This window comes from Labrenzia sp. THAF82, assembly GCF_009363435.1.
Taxonomy (GTDB): Bacteria; Pseudomonadota; Alphaproteobacteria; order Rhizobiales; family Stappiaceae; genus Roseibium; species Roseibium porphyridii.
Genome location: NZ_CP045354.1, coordinates 4753328 through 4774825, shown reverse-complemented (window position 1 = coordinate 4774825; position 21498 = coordinate 4753328). Strand labels below are relative to the sequence as shown.

General features: G+C 55.1%; 18 protein-coding genes. 8 read left to right on the top strand and 10 right to left on the bottom strand.

Going from position 1 to position 21498, the window contains the following annotated elements; genetic code table 11:
* Positions 1 to 162 precede the first annotated feature (162 nt).
* Positions 163 to 1203: a Gfo/Idh/MocA family protein gene (locus FIV00_RS21950; RefSeq protein ID WP_152502758.1), complete on the top strand. Its 1041-nt coding sequence runs from the start codon at positions 163 to 165 to the stop codon at positions 1201 to 1203.
* Positions 1196 to 1870: a GntR family transcriptional regulator gene (locus tag FIV00_RS21945; protein WP_152502757.1), complete on the top strand. Its 675-nt coding sequence runs from the start codon at positions 1196 to 1198 to the stop codon at positions 1868 to 1870. The genes FIV00_RS21950 and FIV00_RS21945 overlap by 8 nt, the downstream gene beginning before the upstream one ends.
* Before the next feature lie 48 nt (positions 1871 to 1918).
* On the opposite strand, the gene FIV00_RS21940 is transcribed toward FIV00_RS21945, so the two are convergent.
* The gene (locus FIV00_RS21940; RefSeq protein WP_209007069.1) at positions 1919 to 2437 is read right to left on the bottom strand and encodes a DUF2585 domain-containing protein; all 519 of its coding nucleotides are present in this window, start codon (positions 2435 to 2437) and stop codon (positions 1919 to 1921) included.
* A gap of 217 nt (positions 2438 to 2654) precedes the next feature.
* On the opposite strand from FIV00_RS21940, the gene FIV00_RS21935 reads away from it, so the two are divergent.
* Positions 2655 to 4256 (top strand): peptide chain release factor 3, encoded by a 1602-nt coding sequence (locus FIV00_RS21935; RefSeq protein ID WP_152502755.1) that lies wholly within the window; start codon positions 2655 to 2657, stop codon positions 4254 to 4256.
* Positions 4257 to 4262: 6 nt separating this feature from the next.
* Here the strand turns inward: FIV00_RS21935 and FIV00_RS21930 are convergent, their stop codons facing one another.
* Complete coding sequence (locus FIV00_RS21930) at positions 4263 to 7886, bottom strand: P-loop NTPase fold protein (RefSeq protein WP_152502754.1); 3624 nt, start codon at positions 7884 to 7886, stop codon at positions 4263 to 4265.
* Between the two features lie 173 nt (positions 7887 to 8059).
* Between FIV00_RS21930 and FIV00_RS21925 the strand changes: the two genes are divergently transcribed.
* From FIV00_RS21925 to FIV00_RS21915, 3 genes are all read left to right on the top strand, one after another.
* Positions 8060 to 8938 (top strand): choline kinase family protein, encoded by an 879-nt coding sequence (locus FIV00_RS21925; protein WP_247649268.1) that lies wholly within the window; start codon positions 8060 to 8062, stop codon positions 8936 to 8938.
* 160 nt (positions 8939 to 9098) lie between these two features.
* Complete coding sequence (locus FIV00_RS21920) at positions 9099 to 9944, top strand: metal-dependent phosphohydrolase (RefSeq protein ID WP_152502753.1); 846 nt, start codon at positions 9099 to 9101, stop codon at positions 9942 to 9944.
* Between the two features lie 301 nt (positions 9945 to 10245).
* Positions 10246 to 11712, top strand: a complete 1467-nt coding sequence (locus FIV00_RS21915; protein WP_152502752.1) for a diguanylate cyclase — start codon at positions 10246 to 10248, stop codon at positions 11710 to 11712.
* Between the two features lie 208 nt (positions 11713 to 11920).
* Here the strand turns inward: FIV00_RS21915 and FIV00_RS21910 are convergent, their stop codons facing one another.
* From FIV00_RS21910 to minC, 5 genes are all read right to left on the bottom strand, one after another.
* On the bottom strand, positions 11921 to 12373 hold the full coding sequence (locus FIV00_RS21910) for a thioesterase family protein (protein WP_152502751.1): 453 nt from the start codon (positions 12371 to 12373) through the stop codon (positions 11921 to 11923).
* Positions 12374 to 12385: 12 nt separating this feature from the next.
* Entirely contained in the window at positions 12386 to 13432 is a 1047-nt protein-coding gene (locus FIV00_RS21905) for a methyltransferase (RefSeq protein ID WP_152502750.1), read from the bottom strand.
* 1205 nt (positions 13433 to 14637) lie between these two features.
* Positions 14638 to 14898 carry a cell division topological specificity factor MinE gene (gene minE / locus FIV00_RS21895; protein ID WP_152502748.1) on the bottom strand — a complete coding sequence of 87 codons (261 nt, stop codon included), beginning with the start codon at positions 14896 to 14898 and terminating at the stop codon, positions 14638 to 14640.
* Positions 14895 to 15716, bottom strand: a complete 822-nt coding sequence (minD, locus tag FIV00_RS21890; protein ID WP_152502747.1) for a septum site-determining protein MinD — start codon at positions 15714 to 15716, stop codon at positions 14895 to 14897. The genes minE and minD overlap by 4 nt, the downstream gene beginning before the upstream one ends.
* A gap of 55 nt (positions 15717 to 15771) precedes the next feature.
* Complete coding sequence (gene minC / locus FIV00_RS21885) at positions 15772 to 16608, bottom strand: septum site-determining protein MinC (protein ID WP_152502746.1); 837 nt, start codon at positions 16606 to 16608, stop codon at positions 15772 to 15774.
* Between the two features lie 373 nt (positions 16609 to 16981).
* Between minC and FIV00_RS21880 the strand changes: the two genes are divergently transcribed.
* Both FIV00_RS21880 and FIV00_RS21875 read left to right on the top strand, forming a co-directional pair.
* On the top strand, positions 16982 to 17314 hold the full coding sequence (locus tag FIV00_RS21880) for a hypothetical protein (protein WP_152502745.1): 333 nt from the start codon (positions 16982 to 16984) through the stop codon (positions 17312 to 17314).
* Between the two features lie 215 nt (positions 17315 to 17529).
* The gene (locus FIV00_RS21875) at positions 17530 to 18450 is read left to right on the top strand and encodes a DMT family transporter (RefSeq protein WP_152502744.1); all 921 of its coding nucleotides are present in this window, start codon (positions 17530 to 17532) and stop codon (positions 18448 to 18450) included.
* Between the two features lie 11 nt (positions 18451 to 18461).
* Here the strand turns inward: FIV00_RS21875 and FIV00_RS21870 are convergent, their stop codons facing one another.
* The 3 genes from FIV00_RS21870 to FIV00_RS21860 are packed head-to-tail and all read right to left on the bottom strand — an operon-like array spanning position 18462 to position 21495.
* On the bottom strand, positions 18462 to 19607 hold the full coding sequence (locus FIV00_RS21870; RefSeq protein ID WP_152502743.1) for an ABC transporter permease: 1146 nt from the start codon (positions 19605 to 19607) through the stop codon (positions 18462 to 18464).
* Entirely contained in the window at positions 19604 to 20542 is a 939-nt protein-coding gene (locus tag FIV00_RS21865; RefSeq protein WP_152502742.1) for an ABC transporter ATP-binding protein, read from the bottom strand. Before FIV00_RS21865 ends, FIV00_RS21870 begins: the two co-directional genes overlap by 4 nt.
* Positions 20539 to 21495: an HlyD family secretion protein gene (locus FIV00_RS21860; RefSeq protein ID WP_152502741.1), complete on the bottom strand. Its 957-nt coding sequence runs from the start codon at positions 21493 to 21495 to the stop codon at positions 20539 to 20541. Before FIV00_RS21860 ends, FIV00_RS21865 begins: the two co-directional genes overlap by 4 nt.
* Positions 21496 to 21498: the final 3 nt, after the last annotated feature.

The window sequence follows — 21498 nt, the reverse complement described above, 5'->3', positions numbered from 1 at the left end:
ATACGTAAATCAATCCCTTGTCAACTTGGGAAATGTCGACTATCAAAAATCCAACAATGAACGCGCTGATCTTGTTTGATCGGCGAAAGCCGGCTCTGATCGACGAGACTGCCAGTAGGCGGCGCACTCAGACATCGGGTGTCAGCCGGCGGGAGGAAGCAATTGACAAGAAACGGTGGTGAAGCCTTGCGTGTTGCCTGCCTTGGCGCAGGCTACTTTGCTCAATTTCATTATGATGCCTGGCGACGGAACGCGCGCGTCCGCCTGGTGGGCTCCTGCGACCGGGACCGGGAAAAAGCCAAGGCCACGGGTCTGACCGCCTTTGGCGATCTGGAGCACATGCTCAAGATGGCCAACCCGGATCTGCTCGATATCATCACGCCGCCACCGACGCACTTCGAGGCCATCAAGCTGGCAATCGCAAAGGGTGTGAAGGCGATAATCTGTCAAAAGCCGTTCTGCACTTCTCTGGAAGAAGCAAAAGAGGCAACTGAACTGGCCGAGGCCACCGGTGTTACGGTTGTTGTCCACGAAAACTTCCGCTTTCAACCCTGGTATAGAACCATCCATCAGGCACTTGACGATCGTCTGATCGGAGACGTTCTACAGGTCACATTCCGGCTGAGAACAGGAGACGGGCAAGGGCCGCGCGCCTATCTCGATCGTCAGCCCTATTTTCAGAAAATGCCGAAACTGCTCATTCATGAAACCGGTGTTCACTGGGTCGACACTTTCCGGTATCTGCTTGGTGAGCCGGAGGCTGTGTATGCCGATTTGCGCCGTCTCAATCCGGCAATCAAGGGCGAAGATGCAGGCTATTTCGTCTTTGATTATGCCAATGGAGTTCGCGCACTCTTCGATGGCAACCGTCTTTTGGATCACGCTGCCGAAAACTGCCGCACGACACTTGGAGAAGCTCTGATTGAGGGGACCGAAGGGACTCTGACCTTGTCGGGCGATGGGTCTGTAAGACTACGCCACTTTGGCGATGTGAAGCCAAGCATTCTCCTGGCTGCTCAGAACTGGAATGGCTTTGGCGGCGATTGCGTGAAGAATCTGATAGACCATGTTGTCGACGGTGTGTTGGACGGAATGCCGCTTGAAAATGAGGCGCGCGCGTATTTGAAGGTGATCGCGATCGAACAGGCGATCTACGAATCGAACCGCCTGGGGACGAAAATCCGGGAGTTTGCCCATGCTTGAGGCGCCAAAACCAAAAACGATCACCACCCAGGCGATGGAAAAGATCCGTCAATTGATTTTCGACGGTGAATTGGCAGCTGGCTCCGATCATTTGGAAAGCGAATTGGCGGATCGCCTGGGCATGTCCCGGACACCTGTACGTGAAGCAACGCTGATGCTTGCCCAGCAGGGGCTTTTGGAAGTGCGGCCCCGCAAGGGCGTAAGGATCTCGACCCTGTCGCTGAGAGACATGGAAGAGATCTATGCTGTGCTGACGGAACTTGAGAGCCTGTCCGCGGAACAAGCCGCTGACAAGGGATACTCTGATGAAGATCTCAGTGCACTGAAGCAATCGATCGAGGCCATGGAAGAAGCGCTGGGACGTGAAGATCGTGAAGCCTGGGCAATCGCGGATGACGCTTTTCACGACGAGCTCGTGAGATTGGGCGGCAATTCACGCGTGGAATCCATCGTGTCCATGATGGCGAACCAGGTCCGCCGAGCCCGCGCCATGACGCTCTATATTCGTCCCCTTCCGGTCAAGTCCAACGAAGACCACAGGGCTGTCTACGCCGCGATCAAGAAGGGCTATGCCAACGAGGCGCGTGAACGTCACAGAAGTCACCGGCAACACGCCCGTGAAGTACTGATCGAGCTGTTGAAAAAACACAAACTGTTTCAGCTTTAGGCCCGCGCAGTATTGCCTCTGGTGCTGCAAGGGGCCCTTAGGGCACGGTTACCCGCCTTGCCAGACCTTGATGGCCTCAACCGGGTATACAAGCATCAGGACGTTCAGGGTCAGATTGTCCCGAATGACCCAAAGTGCCAGCAGTTCAAAAGCGATGGCAGTCAGAATGGTCACCCAAACCGGCATGCGCGCTGCAAAGAAGAACCCGGCAAGCATCCAAACAATATCGAAGACGGAATTCAGAACACTGTCGCCGGTATATCCGACGGCAATGGTTGCTTCGCGGTAGCGATCGATAATCCAGGGGCTGTTCTCTGCGATTTCCCAGGCCGCCTCGATCAGGATCGCACCAAGCGCCCGCTCTGCAACAGAGTTGCGACGGAAGAGCAGCCACAGCAGCCAGTAAAAGATAAAACCGTGAATGATGTGGGAGAACGTGTACCAGTCGGCAATATGCTGCGAGGAACCGGCGACATCGTCCGCCGGTGTCCAAAAGAGGACATAGCCGCACTCGCAAATGGGAATGCGCCCCATGGCCAGAAGAATGGCTGCGGTGACGGCGGTCATTGCGATCCCGATGATCAGGCATTTGGTTCGGCTCACGCGTTTCTCCCCGGTGCAACTTGGTCGACAATGAATCAAGACTGGAAATTTTGCCGGATTCTCTCTATGAACTTGCGCCAACGAAACATCAATCCTTCCGGCCCCATTGATTGAAGTTGCGCCCCGGTTTCAACCGATGCGTTTGCGCAGCCTCGCCGGACAAGGCATTCAGGAGTTCTTTATGTCCAGCCTCAACGGCAAGGCACCGTTTCAGGACCGTCGCACGTTTGCGATCATTTCCCACCCGGATGCCGGTAAGACGACCTTGACCGAAAAGCTGCTGTTGTCCGGTGGTGCGATCCGCGCTGCGGGGCAGGTGAGGGCACGCGGTGAACGGCGCCGGGCACGGTCAGACTGGATGAAGATCGAGCAGGAACGCGGCATCTCGGTTTCGTCATCCGTCATGACGTTTGAGCGCAAGGGAATTGTCTACAACCTGCTCGATACACCAGGACACGAGGACTTCTCGGAAGACACCTATCGCACCCTGACGGCTGTTGATGCTGCGATCATGGTGATCGATGCCGCAAAAGGCATTGAGACCCAGACCCGAAAGCTGTTCGAAGTCTGTCGCTTGCGCGATATCCCGATCATCACTTTCGTCAACAAGATCGACCGTGAAGGCCGCCACGCACTTGAGATCCTCGATGAGGTGCAGGAAGCGCTCGCGCTGGACGTGAGCCCGCAGACCTGGCCGGTGGGCATGGGATCGGATTTCTTTGGCGTTTATGACTGGCAGAAAAAGAAATTCCATACGTCGGAGGGCGAGCGCGGTGGTGCTTTTGCCCAAACGAAGGAAGTCTCGGGTCTTGATGACGGCGCTTTGACCGACGTCGTCTTTGATCGGATCATGGAAGAGCTGACGGAAAACGTTGAACTCGGTGCAGAAGGCTACGCCGAATTCGACCAGGAAAGCTTTCTGGAAGGTCATTTGACCCCTGTCTTTTTCGGCTCCGCTTTGCGCGACTACGGCATTGAGGAAATTCTCGACTTCATCGCGGACTTTGCTCCGGCACCCCATTCCCAACCTGCCACCGGCGGGCGCACGATCATGCCGGCAGAAGACAAGGTCACGGGTTTCGTCTTCAAGGTACAGGCCAATATGGATCCCAAACACAGGGACCGGATTGCCTTTGTGAGGTTGTGTTCAGGCACGTTCAAGCGCGGCATGAAGCTGAAACATGTGCGAGCCAACAAACAGATCGCAGTGTCAGCACCGATCTTCTTCTTTGCCGAGGAGCGTGAGATCGCGGATCTTGCCTATCCTGGCGACGTGATCGGGGTTCCCAACCATGGCCAGCTGCGTGTCGGCGACACGTTAACCGAAGGCGAGAATATCCACGTCACCGGCTTGCCTGCCTTTGCTCCGGAAATTCTGCGTCGTGTGCGCCTTTCCGACACGATGCGTGTCAAGCAGATGCGCCAGGGCCTTCAGGATCTGGCAGAGGAAGGCCTTGTGCAGATCTTCAAGCCGGACCTCGGTTCAAACTGGATTGTTGGCGTCGTGGGCGCGCTGCAGCTCGATGTCGTGGTCGACAGGCTTAAGGCGGAATACGGGACAGAAATCGGCTTTGAAACCGTGCCGTATTCCACGGCACGCTGGATCGAAACCGACGGTCAGACCTTGCAGAAGATCATTGAGGGACACCGCATGTCAGTCGCAAATGACCGTGATGACAAGCCGGTGTTTCTCTTCAAGAATGCCTGGGAAATCGGACACGTTACCGAGAAGTTCCCTGATGTCACTTTTCGTGAGACACGGGAAATTGTGCACGAAGCCTGAAGGGGCTCATTTATCTGCCTCTTTTTTTGCCGAAGGTGCTTCCGGTTCTGCTGCGCGGCTGTGCAACGGAGTAAGGCTAACGAGATCGACGATGGCGTTGCGATCAAGTGCTTCGCTATCGTCATTGCCCAGGAGCAAAGCAAGCAGTTTGGCGTCGCCTTTGATGCGCTCAACCTCAGCCAGAGTTGCGTCTTCTGAATCGGGGAGTTCAGCCGCAACCCCCTTGTTTTTCATGAGCTTCTTGTATGCCTGTTTGGGGTTCTGCTCACTGAGCAGGTCCGTCAAGGACGGATAAGAGGCCAATAGCCGCCAGGTTTTTGGCCACTCGGTCATGATCACAATCCAGCGGGCAAGCTGTAGCCAGCGTTCATCGTCAGGCGGCAAGTCGCGTTGTCGGAACGCGACTGCGTTATACATCGTCACGCCATTGATGATGCGTTTGATCTGGCGCGGGTTCGCCGGAAGGTGATCGGCCAAGGGTTCGAGCCGATGGGAGATTTCCGCCTCAACCTCCTCGTCGGAGGCCGCGTGGATTGTGAATTCGTCCTTAAACCAGTCATCGAAGGCTTCGGTGTTTTCAAGAGCGCTCTTCAAGTCCGCGGTCGGGGCGGCCTTGGAATCAGAGGTGTTGCTGAAATCCGTAGCGGTCGATGCGGTTGTAGCTGCGCTGCGGACCTGTGCCTTGAGAGCTTCGCTGTCCAGCACTGGTGCGGCAGGTTGTTGAACCGCTTGTTGAAAGAAGACGCGCAAGTTTTGCGTTGTTTCGCTGGAGAAAGTCTTGGTCTGCTCGGTGTCCAGATTGGCTCTGGAGCCCAGGAGCAGGCGCCGGACATAATCCTTTTGCCTGTCCGGGATAAGGCCAGGCAGGATAAAGGACATCTGGATTGCCTTTTCAACGAAACGCGCACCGAAAGTCTGTTCGGGACCGACACTTACCTTGTTCATGTCCTTGTGATGGACTTCGAAGGCGCGCTCGATCCAGTCACGGTCACCAAGAATGACAAAGACGACGCGGGGACTGCGCAAGAGCGTCTGCATACCGCGCACGAGGTCGACAATGAATTCCGGGCTGCAACGATCGAGATCGTCAACCACCACGAGAACGGGACGTTTCAGCCGCTTCATTGTCTTGTAGAAATGCCGACGGAAACGCTCAAACGGGTCGCCATTGCCAAGAGACAGACGCTCGGCAAGTGTGTCGGTGCCTGGTCGAATGGACTCTGTAAAGCAGGCTCCGATCCCCCAGAGAAAACTCAGCCCCGTCAACGCCGTCAGCATGAGACCAATGCCGTCTGCAATGCCGAAACCCTTGTCCGATCCGACGCTGAACATGAGACTGCTCTGGCCTTTGGCATTGGTGTTGAGTTCCAGAATGCCGAAAAAATAGAGCAGCCAGAAAAGCAGCAGACTGACGACCCCCGTTGAGATCAGGGCCACGATTTTCGGGCTTGTCAGGCGCCAGAAAATTTCCGGTAGCCAAAGCCGCAAGCGCAGATACTGACGCAGCCACCAGTCGGGTTTGCGAGCCGGTTCTCCATCGACGGTTTCAGGATCCCAGCCTTCATAAATTACGGAATCAAAACAACGCTTGCGCACGGATTGGTAAAAGACCCACCAGGGCGGTGTGACATGCTGTGCCTGCCAGGCATTGAAAGGCACCACTATCCAGGGTCTGCGCGCGCTGGATGGCCAATTTCGGCCATCTCCGGTGGTGGAGCCGTCCTTTGGCAACGGGTCGCTGAGGAAGACTGTGGTCAGGTCTGCATCGCCGTATCTTCTGGTCAGAAACGAATTCTTGCCGTGCCGATATCCGGTAGGGTTGAGCACTCTTGCAAGGAAGTTGGCAAAGGTCGTTTTGCCACCGCCCCAGGGCGCGTCCAGGTGCAGGACAAATCCAGCGCGTGTGTTGGTGCGTGACCGGTCTCCGGAAAAACCCTCCGCCTGCTCAACTGAATCCGGTTCGTTGCCGCCGCTTAGTTCCGCTGCGCCCGCACCTGTCCAATATGCCGAAGAATAGAGCGGACGACGGGGAAACTCCGTCGGTTCTTTCGCTTCCTGCCACATGGCGTCGTTGAGCCGGCACCAGATCAGATGCAGCCGTCTGGCCAGCGCAATGGCCAGAATGCCTCTGCCAAGATCGTCGCGTTCCGTCTCGGCGTCATCGGGTGCGAAACTTGTTTCAGATTCGACAAGAGCATCTCCTTGCCCGGTTCCCGTGGCTGTTTGATCGGCCTGCGTTTGAGAATTCGATCCTGCCGCATCGGATTGCATTCGGCTGGATTGAGCAACTGCTTGAATTTGGCTGTCATTGAACAATGGCGCGCGGTTTTGTGTCCGCAGAAATGCGTCGAGTTGAAGAGCCTGGCTTTCTGGCAAAGCCAGAACTGCACCTTGCCAGTTTTTCCGCGTTATACCTGATGCCGCGATAACGGATTTCCGCGAGATCAGGCGCGTCTGATCGAACTCGTGGACTTCTGTCTCAAACCTTCGTTGACCGTCATTGCTCGTTTGTGTTCCAAGCTCCGTCGATGTGACGCGGCCCGTGCCGACCAGTCCCCCGTTCGAACGTGTTCGCCAATAAATGACCGGATCATTGGTCTGCATCTCCGTCGGAAGTGCCTTTGCGGTCTTCCAGGGTAAGGTTTCACCTGTGTTGAGCACATCCGGAGCGGAGGTCCAGTCCTCCGGATTGAACTGCAGGATCCAGACCCGGGGCAGGGTGGCGGTCTCTTCGGTTTCACTTTGTCCGCTGGTGTCCACCTCGGACGAGACTTCGGCCTCGGTCTGCTGCTCATTGCTAGATAAGCGGGTTTCCTCTCCAGAAGAACGACTATGCAGTTCGTTCATGCGGGCCTCAACGGCCTCTGGCCCGTCCTTGTCGAAAAGCTCCTGTAGGTTCGCGATTTCAGGGTTGACTGCGCTTGCGCCATCCGTCCACATCGGGTCGGGCAAGGCGATGCGTGCAATCTCCAGTGTCAGGTCACGCAGTTGCTGGCCTGCAAGGCGTTTCTCATACCAAAGTGTCCAGACGTCCCAGTCAGCACCGCCTTCCAGGAGCCGCGCCTTGAGCTCTTCCCACATTTTGAGGACATCATCTGGCATGTATGCGTCCGGCCAGAGAGCGCTTTGCACAAGAGCGTCAGCAGGAAGCCCCTCATAGAGTTGCAGAACGTCCTTTTCATAGGCTGAGCCGTTATAGTCGCTGTCAATGTAGACTGCGTTCAATGTGGCACGGATTGCCAGCGTCCGGATCGCGTCATCCTGCGTTTCATTGAAACGCGGATCGACAGAACCCTTCGTTGTTTCCGGTGAGGCGAATGCAGAATCTGCGCTCTGATATCCACTCACGACAGCCGGGTTTTCGCTTGACGTAACCTGACTGACAGAAGTGAGGCCTGAAGCGCGAATGAACTCGCCGCCGGAGCAGACAAAGGCAAACACAGCGTTGTTTTGGCGAAAAGTTTTCAGGATTGCCGCATCGGCAGTCTCGTCGTTTTCGAGGTGCAAAAGGAGAAGCGGCAATGCGCGCAGGGAACAACGCAGCGCAATAGCCGCCGCAACGCTTCGGGGCTGTTTTGAAAGCCAAGCCTCAAACTCAGTGAGATCAAATTCCTGTTGTCGCGCAGTCACGTGATCACTCCCCCAAACTTCAGCTTAAACGGGAGACACTGTCTCGAGCAACCATCGAAAGTGGCTGCTGCCATGGCGCAATCTGGCAAGGCGACACTTGCTGGCCGGATTTATCGCACATCATTTACACCGAAAGACGCCTTTGAGACACTTGGTACAAACAGGAGATTTCGTTGATTGAACAACCGCTTGAAATCATCCTCGATCTGCCTTGCTGGTCTGGGCCGATAGACCCTGAGCCACTTTCCGGTGGGATCACCAATACGAGCTATAAGGTGAAGGACGGCGGGCGCACGTTCGTTGCCCGGATTGGCGGTGATATCCCGGTGCACCAGATCATGCGCTTCAACGACATCGCGGCCAGCCGTGCTGCCTTCGATGCCGGTCTGTCGCCTGCGGTGCACTATGCACAGGACAATGCCATCGTGTTGGACTTCATCGAGGGGCGCACGCTTGCGGTCGATGACCTGCAAGATCCCATGATGTTGCAGCGTGCGGTCGACCTGTTGCGCCGTTGTCATCACGACGTGCCCCGGTTTTTGAAAGGGCCGGTCATGGCCTTCTGGGTGTTCCACATTTTGCGCAACTATGACCGGATCTTGCGCGATGACGGGAGCAGATATGTCCCAATGTTGCCGGAGTTGCAGTGGCAGGCGAGCCACCTGGAAGAAACCATCGGCTTGATCCAGATGGTCTTCAGCCACAATGATCTACTGGCGGCCAATCTGATCGATGACGGCATTCGTCTTTGGTTGATTGACTGGGACTATGCCGGTTTCAATTCGCCACTGTTCGACCTTGCTGGGCTTGCGTCGAACAATTCTCTCTCACCGGAACAGGAAGCGCTTGCACTTGAGATCTACTATGGCCACTCGCCGGACGGACTGCTTGTGCGGCGTTACCACGCGATGAAATGCGCCGCACTTATGAGAGAGGCGATGTGGTCCATGGTGTCAGAGCATCATTCTGAAATCGACTTCGACTTCGCGGCCTATGCCGAGGAAAATCTGAGCCGGTACCAGACGGCTTTTCGAACATTTGAGGGACTCTAGAGAAATGCGGGGCCCTGGACAAAAGACTGCCAGGCGCGGCGTTGGCCCAGCCTTAGAATGACCAAAACGCTGACATTTGCTTGACATAGCAGCCCGGCAAGGTGCCAAACTGTAGTGCATGAATTGATTTCGACATTATCAGGCAGGGAAAGCGCCGCCAATGTTGACAGTGCCGGGACTTGCGGCCGACGCGCTCGGCGATTTTTTGACTGCCTACGTGCAGCGCCGGTTCGGCAAGTCCGATCCTGAACTGGCTGAACTGGTGCCCTCCATTGCCCGTATCGCCATGGAATGCATTGGCAACAGCGATGCGCTCTACCACAATATTGAACACACGATGCTGGTTACCTTGGCCGGGCATGACATCTTGCGCGGACGCGCATTGCACACTCACATGGCGCCAACGGATTATGCGCATGTGATCGTTGCCTGCCTGACGCATGATATCGGCTATGTACGCGGCATTCTGCCCGGCGACGATGCTGATGGCTTTGTCATCGATGACACGGGGCAGAAGATTCAACTGGCACGTGGGGCGTCTGATGCCGCCCTGACACCGTACCATGTTGACCGGTCGCAGCTTTATATTTTTGAACGGATCTCCGGCACCGGATTGCTTGACCCTCAACGGATCGCCGATGCGGTTGAAGGGTCACGATTTCCAAGCAAGTTCCCGGACGACAATGAAATACTCGGTGAAGATGCAACTTTGGTTCGCGCAGCCGATTTCATCGGACAGCTCGGTGATCCGCATTACATCCGCAAGGCCAATGCCCTCTATTTCGAATTTGAAGAGGCGGGCCTCAACAAACAGCTTGGCTACGACACCCCGGCGGATCTTGTTCTGAAATATCCTCAATTCTACTGGAACAGCGTCGCGCCCTATATTCAAAAAGCTATTCAATATCTGAAAATCACGGCGTCCGGGCGTCAGTGGATTGCAAACCTCTATTCAAATCTCTTTTTGGCGGAGAGAGACATAGCGCTCCTCGGGCCACAGCGCTGAACTGCATTGCTTTCAGCCGACATGCTCGGCTTCAAAAAACTCCTCTTCAACCGATATGGTAACTCAAAGTTGCAGTGATGTTAATTTCGCTGAGCATCTCAAATTGTCCAATTGGTAATAATGCGGATTATTTAGTTTAAGATTCAATGGCAAGTATTGTTAGTAATTCTTAGTGCTGGAGTTTATTGAAAGTCGCTTGTTGGTAAGTAATATGATTGAAGTAAGCAGTTATAAATTCATGCTAATTCTAAAAGTGCTTACTTTTGGTGAGTTTTAGGGAGTAAATCCCGAGCATGGTTGAATGAGATCTGCAAAGAGGGTGGGTTTGTCTCCTTCTGACCAATCAGACGGCCGCAGCACAACTGTTGCAACTCAATCAGTTGGAGTTGAGGCCCAGGCGGCAGAAATTCGCCGACTGTCCAGACCGTTTTGGGCGACAGTCTTGATCGGTGCTGTCAGCTTGTTGGTCTTTGTCGCGTTTCTGACACGGTCGCTCGACCGGAATTCTGTCGAACAGTCTCAGCAGGTTTTCAGAGCCTTGTTGACCGACCGCATGGGACGACTTGAAACGGTCGTTCTTGAATACGGTTACTGGGACAGCGCTGTCGAGAACCTGGTGAGGGATTTGAACCTTCAGTGGGTGGAGGAAACCTTTGTCGACTACCTTCAGGACAATCTTCAGGTCGAGGCTTTGCATGTTCTGGACGGCAACAACCGTCCTAAACTTCAAATCGTGGATGATGCGATAGCTGAATTTGATCTGTCCCAGTACGAGAGCGGCCTAGTGCCGCTTTTGACAAAAGCGCGAGAGGGCAATGCATTTACGGCACCCGAGCCCGTTTCCGGGTTGATTGGAGATCTGACCGATCTCTCAATGGCCGGTGCGATTGTTCTTACGACCTATGACGATGTGGACATTCGAACCGACCACGTTCTTGTCTTTGTGCAACCGCTGGATAGCAACGAACTGGCTGCGTTGAGCGAAAAGTACGGCCTTCCAAACTTGCGCCTGTCCTCTTCCATGCCAACCTACTGGCAAGGTGGGTTTGAACTCTCGACGATTGACGGAACTGAACTGGGTTACCTGATTTGGGACCCTGCATTGCCGGGCATCCGATTGTTGCCCTTGATGGCCATCGGTGTCCTTCTGGTCTTCATATGCACACTGTTGACCGCGCGGCTCTACGTCCACAGGGCGACCGCAATTGTAAGGGACCTGGCAGAAGCCAAACACGAGGCGGAACGCTCAAAGGAGCTGCTTGCAGAACAGGCGCGGCGCGACTTTCTGACAAAACTCGGCAACCGGCGCTTCCTGGATGAGAAGATGGCTGAACTGGAGGCCCAGGAGGTCTCAGCAGACTATGCGCTGCTTTATCTCGACCTGGATGGTTTCAAGCAGATCAACGACGAGCACGGACACGAAATGGGGGATCTGGTACTTCAACACGTCGCCAAGTCACTGCGTGCATTTGCCGGCGACGATGACGCTGTTGTGCGCATCGGCGGAGATGAGTTCGTTATCGTCTTTTCGAAGGCGGATAAAGAACGGATCAATGAACTCGGACGCACGATAATCGAGCACCTCAGTGAACCCATGCAGTTGAACGATGTGGCCTGCAAATTTGGAGCGAGCATAGGCATCGCATTCGCAACGCAACCTGCTGAACTGCTCAGGCAGGCTGATGTGGCCCTTTATGCTGCAAAGAGGCGCGGCAGGGGCCAGATGACCGTCTATACCGATGAGTTGCTTGAACTGAAAGGCAGCTAGCGCTGTGGTTCGTGCAAGCGCGTGCGGCAGGCAACTAGGTACGGAACCTTCTATCCGGATGCCTTCTTGGCGCGTGGCTGGATCTCCCGATATTGAATGCGGAAACTTTCAAGAGGCCGGCGTGTTCGGCGGATCACGTTCACTCGTGAACTGCACCAGTGCCTGAGGATCTTGTGCTTCTTGAAAGAGAGCGTTTGGCCCGCGAGCTTCAGACCAATCTTCGAAGGGCCTGACCCACCCAATCAGGCGTTGGCATCAGAATTGAACCCTGCAGGGCATTTCTGGGCGCATCCGGGAAAGGGGCAGACCTTTCCGCCTTTGTGTCATAATGCAGAAGCATGCATTCGAAAGTGGCGCATTCACGGCTGTCGCACAGCATGGTGTGACCAACGTGCAATCGCTTTGCGTCCACCCCCAATATGGCGGTCTCTATTTTGAGAGTTGCAGGTGCACGGACTTCGCCGACATATCGTAAATGCGATTCCAGCGTGTAGAGTGCACAACCGGTCTTGTCGAAATAGTCTGTTCCAATCCCAAAGTGGTCTTGCAGCTTCCAGGTCGCATTGCTGAACGGGACCAGATAATAGGCCTCGTTCAGGTGGCCATAAGCATCCAGCCAGCTGGTCTGTAGCGGTTCTTCGTGCAGTTGCAACGTCGCCATGATGTCTCTGGATCAGGAGGGCTTCACGAAAACAACCAATTTGGTCATCGCGGGAATGAGGTTGTCAACGATATCGACTTTAAAGCCCATCTTTTTGCCTGCGTCTGTCAGCCATCCGACAGACAGCGAGCGGGCCTCAGGAGTAAATGCCATATGCTGCAACTGCCAGAGAGCGGCAAGGGCCGGTCCGCGCCGGTCCTCTTCAACCATGAAATCATGCACCATCAGCTTGCCGCCTGGAGACAGCGCATTGAACGCCTTCTTTAGCAGCCCTTCCACATCATCGCCCGGCACACCGCTCATGAGGTAAGACATCAGGATGGCGTTCTGATTGCTGGGCCATTGAACATCGATGGCATTGCCGGGAATATACCGGACGCGATCGACCAGATCGGCCTCGGAAATGAAGCGCCAGCCAATTTCCGCCACGTTTGGAAAGTCGATGATCGTCGCGTGCAAGTTTTTGTATTCATTGCACAGACTGATCGTCATGGCGCCGGTCCCGCCGCCAACATCCAAGAGGGATTCCGCGTCACCAAGATCGACTTTCCGTGCAAGTGTCCGGCCAGGTCCGAGTGAGCCCGCGTGCTGGCTTTCAGAATAGACAGAAGCCTGCTCTTCGTCCGTCATCCAGTGGCTATAGGAAGCAATGGCATCGTCGGACAAATCGCCTTTTATCACGGCGTTCAGCTGGAGCAGGAATGGATACATCTGCTGGTCGATCTGATGGCGAAGGTAGTCACCAAAATCATATTGGGACTGCTTGGAGAGAAAGTTCTGCGCTGCAGGAGAATTTGAAATCTTTTTATCGTCACCGATTGCCAGCAAGCCAACGCTGGCAAGGGCCGTCGTCAGAATGACGATGCGATTGACTGGTATATCAGTGGCTTCTGCCAACTGTTCGGCCGTTTTGGGGCCGTCAGCGAGAACTGAAAACATATCGACATGCAGTCCGGCAAACAGAGACTTGGATGCCATGAAGCCGAATGCGATCGATGACAGGTCCTCCGCGCTTTCGATAGTGTTTTCACTCGTTGCCGCGGTGTCTTGGACCAGCATGCCGTATTCACTCCTCTGTTTTGAACTTGAGGTGCAAAACATACACCTTCAGTTCCGCAGTGCAACAAAGAGGGCGGCTGCCGGGCAGTTGGGGACGATACATGCCCAAATGATGGAGGAGGTGTAGGCGCGTTCAATCCACGACCACGGGGAAAGCAAATCAGCTTGCATCAATGAACTGATTTTGGTGAAGTTGCACATTCAACAATTGTGACGACCACCTTCGATCTGCTACCTTTCGTGCACGACGCGATGGGTTACGTCTCATTTACAGACAAAGATGCAGTTTGCCTTTGACGGACCAATCGCTATGTTGCACCTCAATTCCCCAAAAGACTTGAGACTTCATTGAAGAAGATCATTGTCACCGGAACCAACGGCGTTGGCAAAAGTCACTTTGCAAGCAATTTGGCTATGGTCCGTCCAGATGTCCCAGTGATCTCGATCGATGCAATGAAACTCCAAACCAACTGGCAGAAACGAACTAGAATCGAGATTGAAACTGCCCTGGCGAGAGCGCTTGAGAGAGACGCATGGATACTTGAAGGAGGCCCTAGCTTTTTACCACAAGCTATTATACGGGCCGATGCATTGGTTTGGCTGGACCCACCAGAATATGTGAGGGCACTGCAGCTAGCCGTACGCCCCTGGAAATATTTCGGGCAGACTAGACCAGAGTTGCCACCCGGAAACCGCGAATGGCCATTGCAACAGTATTTTTTCGCCATTCGCAGTCTTAAGAACAAGTCGAAACTTCGCTCCTGTATCTCGGAAGTATTTCGCTGCGCAAACGGGCTTGAAAAGTGGCGATGTCGAAGCAAACACGATCGTATGACTGTCATTGCAAGGTGGTCCACCGTCTAAATCCAATTGACATTTTGGACTCTACTGAATGAATTTACTGCTGGCGGTAGTGTTCGGAACCTTAGTCTGCTGTCTTTCAGTCAGACTAAGCATTGCCGTGCGGTAAAGAGAATTGGAGGCTTAACTTCCTTCGCCAAACTAGCGGCATCCTGGATCTGGTTACCAGTCTCGAGTCAATCTCAGCGACATAGGATTTGGTAGCACTTGGAAAGGCAGTACATGACGGTCTCTGTTGACAGGAACGCGATTGATATGCCGTCTTCAATATGAGAGTTCATGCTTCATGCGGAACAGAAAAACCGGCCAAGAGGGCCGGTCAATCTCAGGTTACGAAGATGATCTCAAGAGGCGCGCGCGGCCGGAAGCTCGATGTCGATACCGAGTGTTGTCACATCACCGGAGCGGTCCATTTCAAGTTTGACGGAATCCGGATCAATGTCGACTCGTTTGGCGACGACGGCCAGAATATCTTCCCGAAGACCGGAAATCAGTGCCGCGTCTGAACCGTCATCTGCCCGCTCATGCGCTAGGAGAATTTGCAGCCGGTTTTTGGCCACTGAGGCGCTAGCGCCTCTTTTGCCAAAGAGGCTTAGAAGGTTCATGCGGCCCTCCCTTTGAAGAGCTTGCCGAGGAAGCTTTTCTTCTCTTCAGGAATGGTCACCGGAATGTTTTCACCAAGCAGCCGGCGCACCGCTTCCATATAGGCCTTGGAGGCCGGTGAGGTTTCGTCCGACACGGTGATCGGCAATCCGACGTTGGAAGCCTTGAGCACGTCCTTGCTCTCCGGCACGACGCCGATGAGAGGCACCGACAGGATGTCGACGACATCGTCTGTCTCCAGCATATCGCCGGACTTGGCACGTTCCGTGTCATAGCGTGTGATCATGAGGTGCTTTGGCATCCGGCCGCCGTCTTCGGCAATCTTGGTCTTTGCATCAAGCAGGCCAATGATCCTGTCACAGTCGCGCACGGACGAGACTTCAGGATTGGAAACAATAATTGCTTCGTCGGCGTGGCGCATGGCAAGGGTTGCACCGCGCTCAATGCCGGCCGGACTGTCGCAAATCACCCAATCAAAATACATCCGCAATTCGCTGATGACGCTGGCCACGCCCTCTTCGGTCAGCGCGTCCTTGTCTCGGGTTTGCGAGGCAGGAAGCAGATAGAGATTGTTGAGTTTCTTGTCCCGAACAAGGGCCTGCTTGATCGAGGCTTCGCCTCGCACAACATTGACCAGATCGAAGACGACACGGCGTTCGGCACCCATGATCAGGTCCAGATTGCGCAGACCGACATCAAAATCCACCGCGCAGACCTGGTAGCCCTCTTTGGCAAGCGCCGAGGCAATCGCAGCGGTTGTAGTGGTTTTGCCCACTCCGCCTTTGCCCGACGTGACCACAACGACAGTGGCGTTGCTCATGGTGTTTGTCCCGTTTGTTGTCAGCGCCGCATCTGATTGGACTGCGGCACCATGGTTAGTTCAGTGCTTCAAAGACCAGGGTTTCGTTTTCGAAGCGGATCTGAGCTGGTGCGTTGCGAAAAGTTCCGTCGAAATCGTCTGCGACTTTGTAAAGTCCGTTGATGGAGACCAGCTCCGCGTCCAGTTTCGAGCAGAAGATCCGTGCGCAATCCTTGCCGGAGACGCCTGCAAGTGCGCGTCCCCGCAATGTTCCATAGACGTGAATGGAACCACCCGCGATGATTTCGGCGCCGGAACTGACTGATCCGATCACGGTGACGTCTCCTTCCGGATGCAGAATGCTTTGGCCGGAGCGCACAGGCTCGGTCACAACAATCGAAGATCCGCTGGGAATGCTCGCCGGGCCAGCCGCCTTGTCGGCAGCACCCTTTGGTGCAGCTGTGCTCGCATCGATACCGTTCGCAGAAGCAGCTTCTTTGCTTTGAGCCGTCGAAGTCGAATTTTGTGCAGTTTTCGTTTCTGCCGGTTCAGTTGCAGCGTTTTCCTGTTCTTTGCCCTTCGGCGCCGGGTTCTTGGGCGAAACTGGCTCGGGCACTTCAACATCCGATGCCAGTCGGCCACCGGAAAAGCTGGGAGGCATACCGGGTTTCAACCGGGTTCCGGCCACACCGTCGATACCCATGACCCTGACTGAGCGTTCCGACAATCCCGACAGCAGCTCTTCCAGATCGTCTATCGGGATTTTGCTGCCTCGAACGTCCAGAATTATGGGGCGATCGATGAAAAAGCCCGGAGACCGGGCGATGATGCGGTCGATTTCCTGGAACCAGGCATCAAAGGGCGGCTCCGGCGACAACACAATCGCAATGAAGGATTTTCCTTTGAATTTCATTCAGAGGTCCGGCAGCGTCTTCAGTGATCGGGGAGGGGATTCCAGCCCGTGGTGGTTCAGGTTGATTTGCTTTTTCAAAGGTATCATCAACCGAACGGAAGGTTCACACGGGCGTTCGTTTTCCACCGATATCAATTTTCGTTTGATATTTCAGATAATTGGCTGTTCGGCGGAGTCTGTCTTGGGAATCCGTCACTGGCGACTTGCTAGAAGTACCGAGTCCGATTGCCAGAATCGAACTGGTAACGCTGGTCCAAATTCCTTTGCCGGAGCAGGAGTTAACTGACTTCCCGCTTAACGCTGGATTTTTGCCATATTGCAGTGCAGTATGATGCAGTAGGTGTTGGGGCGCAATGGCGTCTTGGGGACAAAGATGAGTAATTTCAGTGATATGGTGAGTTACATCGGCCTGACGCCGTCTGAGGCGGCGGCGGCTCTTGATGTAACTGAGAATGAAATTGTTCGCTGGTGCAGCACGGACGAAGCGCCGCCCATCCATATTTGGCAGGGTCTGGTTCGCATGCTCGACGAGATCCGCATTTCCGCAGAAGAAGCTGCAAAATCTGCGGATCTCGACCATATTGATGCTTCTGATCTGAATAGGATTGACTTGACGGTGCCGGGTCAGACCACAGCTGAATTTGCGGGCCCGAAACGGGCCGCGACAGCGCTCGCTGTGGCAGCACTTGCCCGAGTGTTCGTCTGAAGCCTTGGACCGCGATCCCTATCCGGCAGTTTCTTTTCGGCAAATCAAATAGTCAGCCCTTTGGGAATTCGGCTCTTTCTGATATCAGATTGGAGGGCCAGCTATCCGAGGGCCTCTGGCGCGAAACTGGCTCAGCCGCACAGCGCCGACTTTCTCTAAATCGTGACGCCTGCTGGATTGCAGGCTGAAGTCAGATATCTGAAAGGGGCATTGCCATGTCTGCAACGCTCAAGGGCCTTTTTGCGGCGCTGCTTGCGTTCGGTGTGTTTTCGTCTCACGACGCGCTTATCAAGGCGCTGGGGGCGGACTATCCGGTCTTTCAGATTATCTTTTTTTCCGTGTTGTTCGCTTTTGTACCGATGTCGATGATGATGCTCGCGGACAAGGCGGTCGATAATTTCCGTCCGCGGCATCCTCTGCTTGTTGCAACCCGCGCAGGGCTTGCAATTATCGCCATGTCCTGTGGTTTCTATGCGTTCACGGCGCTGCCACTGGCTGAAGTCTACGCGCTTTTGTTTGCCATGCCGCTGCTGATAACGGCGTTATCCGTCCCATTGCTGGGTGAAACAGTGAGGGCGCAGCGCTGGGCCGCTGTGATTGTCGGCCTGATTGGGGTCCTTGTCGTGCTGCGTCCGGGCGTGACCGAGCTTTCCTTGGGCCACGCAGCGGCGTTGGCGGCTGCCTTTGCCAATTCCCTTTCAACGGTTCTGGTTCGCAAGATCGGAGGCCGCGAACGTCCCGCTGTGCTGATCCTTTATCCGATGATCCTGGCAATGACGGCGATGTCCATGACACTTCCCGTCGTCTATGTGCCGGTCCAGCTTCCGGACCTGGCCATGATGGCCGCCGTGGGATTTTTGTCGGTCATCGCGCAGTTCTTTATGATCTCTGCCTATAAGGCCGCCCCGGCAGCCGTCGTTGCTCCGTTGCAATACAGTCAGATCCTGTGGGCAACCATGTTCGGTATGCTGTTTTTTGCCGAAACGCCTGACATGTATGTCGGCATCGGCTCATCGATCATCATTCTGTCGGGAATATTCGTTGTCTGGCGTGAAAGCCGAGAAAATGTATCCGATAAGACACCGGTTCTGAAGACGGCCAACCCTCGTTTCGACACCGGCCCGCAGCCGAAATAGCAAGCTGTCTGTCAGTCCAGCCGCTTCTTGAAACGCAAGGCTGCAACGAACATACCAAGCACGAAGAACCCGCACATCCAGATCACATCGCGGTGCAGGTCCAACAGACTTGCGTCGCGAAGCACGAAGCCTCTGATCATGCGCATGAAATGGGTCGCAGGAAACACCTCAGCGATATATTGCGCGACCAGCGGCATGCCTTCATAGGGAAACATGAAGCCGGACAGCAGGATCGACGGCAGCAGCACGAATACGGTCATCTGTGTTGCCTGGAGCTGGCTCTGGGCGATGGTCGACATCACCAGTCCGAGAGAAAGGCTGGCACCGATAAACAGCAATGTGCCGACGAAAAGATCCAGCGTTCTGTCACCAAACGGTACGTTGAACAGAAGGTGCCCGAGGCCGAGAATGATCACCGTCTGCAAGAGGCCAATGAAGATGTAGGGAATGATTTTCCCGATCATCAGTTCCATTGGCCGGACCGGCGTGTTGATCAGCATCTCCATGTTGCCGCGTTCGCGCTCGCGTACGATGGCTGACGAGGTGAACATGATCATCGTCATGGTCAGGATGATCCCGACAAGGCCAGGCACAATGTTGATGGCAGTGCGTTGTTCGGGATTGAAGAAAAGGGCCACTTCGAAAGTGGGTGTCGAGCGGTTTGGAGGCTGCCGGTTGAGTTCGGACAATGGCATGCTTCGCAGGGACTTTATGGCGCCTGCGATCATGGTGTCAGATCCGTCGACGATCCATTGTGCGACCGGGCGACTTGTTTCCTCATCCGTTGAGGCTGGCGTGCCAAGTCCTGCCGCGGGCGATCTTGCAACACGCTGCGACAGGTCCTCGGGCAGAATGAAGGCCGCTCGGACACGTGCGGATTTGATTGCCTGTTCTGCTTCTTCGACCGAGTTCAGACGCTCGGTGACTTCCACAACTGTCGTCGCCTCGACGATCTGGATGAGAACTCGGCTGAGCCCGGTCTGGCTGTGATCGACGACAGCAACGGGGATGTCTCGCACATTCGTGTTGATGGCATACCCGAAGAGAATCAATTGAATAAGCGGGATCATGATCACCATGCCGAAGGTCATCCTGTCCCGCCGCAACTGATTGAGCTCCTTGAAGAAGATCGCGGCAATGCGGGAAAGCGGTCTCATTGGCGGCCTTCTCCGGTTGCCGTGACGAAGACGTCCTCCAGGTTCGGACGGACCCTTTCAATCCGCGTAGCGCCATCGGTTTCAGGTCTGGCTTTCAAAAAGGCTTCAGGGTCAGCGATGCCTGTTTCCACAAGAACCCGAAGGCGCGCGCCAAGCTGCGCTGCGGCCACGATGCCCTCGGTGTCCAGAAGATGGCGCCGGATGTCTCGCAGGTTGGGCCCTTCGATTTCCACCACGTTGGCGCCCATTTCGGCCATGAGGTCCTTTGGAGCTCCGTCAGCCCGCTTTTGACCGGCTTCCAGGATGGCAATCTTGTGGCACCGTTCCGCCTCATCCATGAAATGGGTGGTAACGACGATGGATGTGCCACCTTCAATCAGGTCAAAGAGCTGTTCCCAGAAATGCCGCCGAGACTCAGGATCGACTGCTGAGGTCGGTTCATCCAGAAACAGCAATTGAGGCTCGTGCAAGACAGCTGTCGCCAAGGCCAGACGTTGACGCTGGCCACCGCTCATCCGGCCGGCAAATCGGTTCTGAAGGTCGCTCAGCTCATAGCGGTCCATGACCTCGTTGATCCGCTGTTTGCGCCTTGCACCCGACAATCCGTAGATAGTGGCCATGAAGCGGAGATTTTCCAGAACCGTCAGATCGCCATAGAGTGAAAACGCCTGCGTCATATAGCCAATTTTGTATTTCAGCGCCTCTGCATCTTTGGGGACCGACAGACCAAGGACTTCGACACTTCCTTCAGTCGGTGTGAGCAGTCCGGTCAACATGCGCATGGCGGTGGTCTTGCCGCAGCCATTTGGCCCCAGAAAACCATAAATCATGCCGCGTTCTATGGTCAGATCAAGCCCGTCAACCGCGCGGAAGTCCTTGAATTTTTTAACAAGTCCCTCGGCGTGGACGACAATATCGGTGTCTGCGGCCGTCACGGCAGCACGACCTGCGCAGGCACGCCATTGGGCAGATCGCTTGCGCTGTCGGGAAGTTGAACTTCGGCTACATACATCAGCCGTGCGCGTTCCGACTGATTGAGCGCGTAGTAGGGAGTGAAGGAGGGTTCGGAACTGATCCATCGAACGTGACCTTCCAACGGGTCGTCGAGGCCATCCACCTTGATCTCCAGCTTGTCGCCTTCGTTGATCTTGACCCGGTGCGGTTCTGGCACATAAACGCGGGCAAAGGGCGCTGCACCAGCCAACATGACGGCAACCGGACTGCCGGCTGTCACGCGCTCACCAAGATTCCAGGGAAGATTGTCCAGTACACCGTCGCGGCTCGCCGTGATGGTCAGATCGGACAGGATTTTTTCCTGTGTGGCAAGGCTCGCCATTGCTGCTTCAAGTTCAGCTCTTGCAATATCGAGATCTTCTGGACGTGTTCCGGTTACCAGTTCTTTCAGCTGTTGCTCGGCACTTTGAAGGCTGGCGCTGGCCGCATCACGTGTGGCCTTGGCACTGTCGAATTGCGCCTGGCTCGTCGTACCTCTTTGTGTCAGATCCTGAAAGCGCTTGAATGAAGCTTCAGCATCGACCAGCTCGGCCTTGGCTCCGGCAACATTTGCGCGGGCCTTTGCGATTTCCTCTTCCCGCGCCCCGTTTTCCAGTTTGATCAGATTGGCGCGCGCCTTTTGTACCTCTGCACGTGCCTGGTTGACGATGGCCTGCTGCTCTCCCGGGTCGAGCTGTGCCAGGACGGTTCCTTTTTCAACGAAGGTCCCTTGTGCAACCGGCAGGGAAACCAGAACCTCATTGGCGGTGGCCGTCAGCGCGACACGGTCTCGCTCCAAAGTTCCGAGCGCTATGTTGCCCTCATCGGGACTGCAGGCGATCACCAAGGCGCAGCAGGCCAGAGCAAGGCTTGTGTGAAGTCGAGCCAGAGTCATGAC

Excerpts from the sequence above, each read along its gene's own strand:
- FIV00_RS21935 (WP_152502755.1), top strand. The coding sequence starts at position 2,655 with ATGTCCAGCCTCAACGGCAAGGCACCGTTTCAGGACCGTCGCACGTTT.
- minE (WP_152502748.1), bottom strand. The coding sequence starts at position 14,898 with ATGAACCTTCTAAGCCTCTTTGGCAAAAGAGGCGCTAGCGCCTCAGTG.
- FIV00_RS21945 (WP_152502757.1), top strand. The coding sequence starts at position 1,196 with ATGCTTGAGGCGCCAAAACCAAAAACGATCACCACCCAGGCGATGGAA.
- FIV00_RS21860 (WP_152502741.1), bottom strand. The coding sequence starts at position 21,495 with ATGACTCTGGCTCGACTTCACACAAGCCTTGCTCTGGCCTGCTGCGCC.
- minD (WP_152502747.1), bottom strand. The coding sequence starts at position 15,716 with ATGAGCAACGCCACTGTCGTTGTGGTCACGTCGGGCAAAGGCGGAGTG.
- FIV00_RS21920 (WP_152502753.1), top strand. The coding sequence starts at position 9,099 with ATGTTGACAGTGCCGGGACTTGCGGCCGACGCGCTCGGCGATTTTTTG.
- FIV00_RS21940 (WP_209007069.1), bottom strand. The coding sequence starts at position 2,437 with ATGACCGCCGTCACCGCAGCCATTCTTCTGGCCATGGGGCGCATTCCC.
- FIV00_RS21880 (WP_152502745.1), top strand. The coding sequence starts at position 16,982 with ATGAGTAATTTCAGTGATATGGTGAGTTACATCGGCCTGACGCCGTCT.
- FIV00_RS21915 (WP_152502752.1), top strand. The coding sequence starts at position 10,246 with ATGAGATCTGCAAAGAGGGTGGGTTTGTCTCCTTCTGACCAATCAGAC.
- FIV00_RS21905 (WP_152502750.1), bottom strand. The coding sequence starts at position 13,432 with ATGCTGGTCCAAGACACCGCGGCAACGAGTGAAAACACTATCGAAAGC.
- minC (WP_152502746.1), bottom strand. The coding sequence starts at position 16,608 with ATGAAATTCAAAGGAAAATCCTTCATTGCGATTGTGTTGTCGCCGGAG.
- FIV00_RS21910 (WP_152502751.1), bottom strand. The coding sequence starts at position 12,373 with ATGGCGACGTTGCAACTGCACGAAGAACCGCTACAGACCAGCTGGCTG.
- FIV00_RS21870 (WP_152502743.1), bottom strand. The coding sequence starts at position 19,607 with ATGAGACCGCTTTCCCGCATTGCCGCGATCTTCTTCAAGGAGCTCAAT.
- FIV00_RS21875 (WP_152502744.1), top strand. The coding sequence starts at position 17,530 with ATGTCTGCAACGCTCAAGGGCCTTTTTGCGGCGCTGCTTGCGTTCGGT.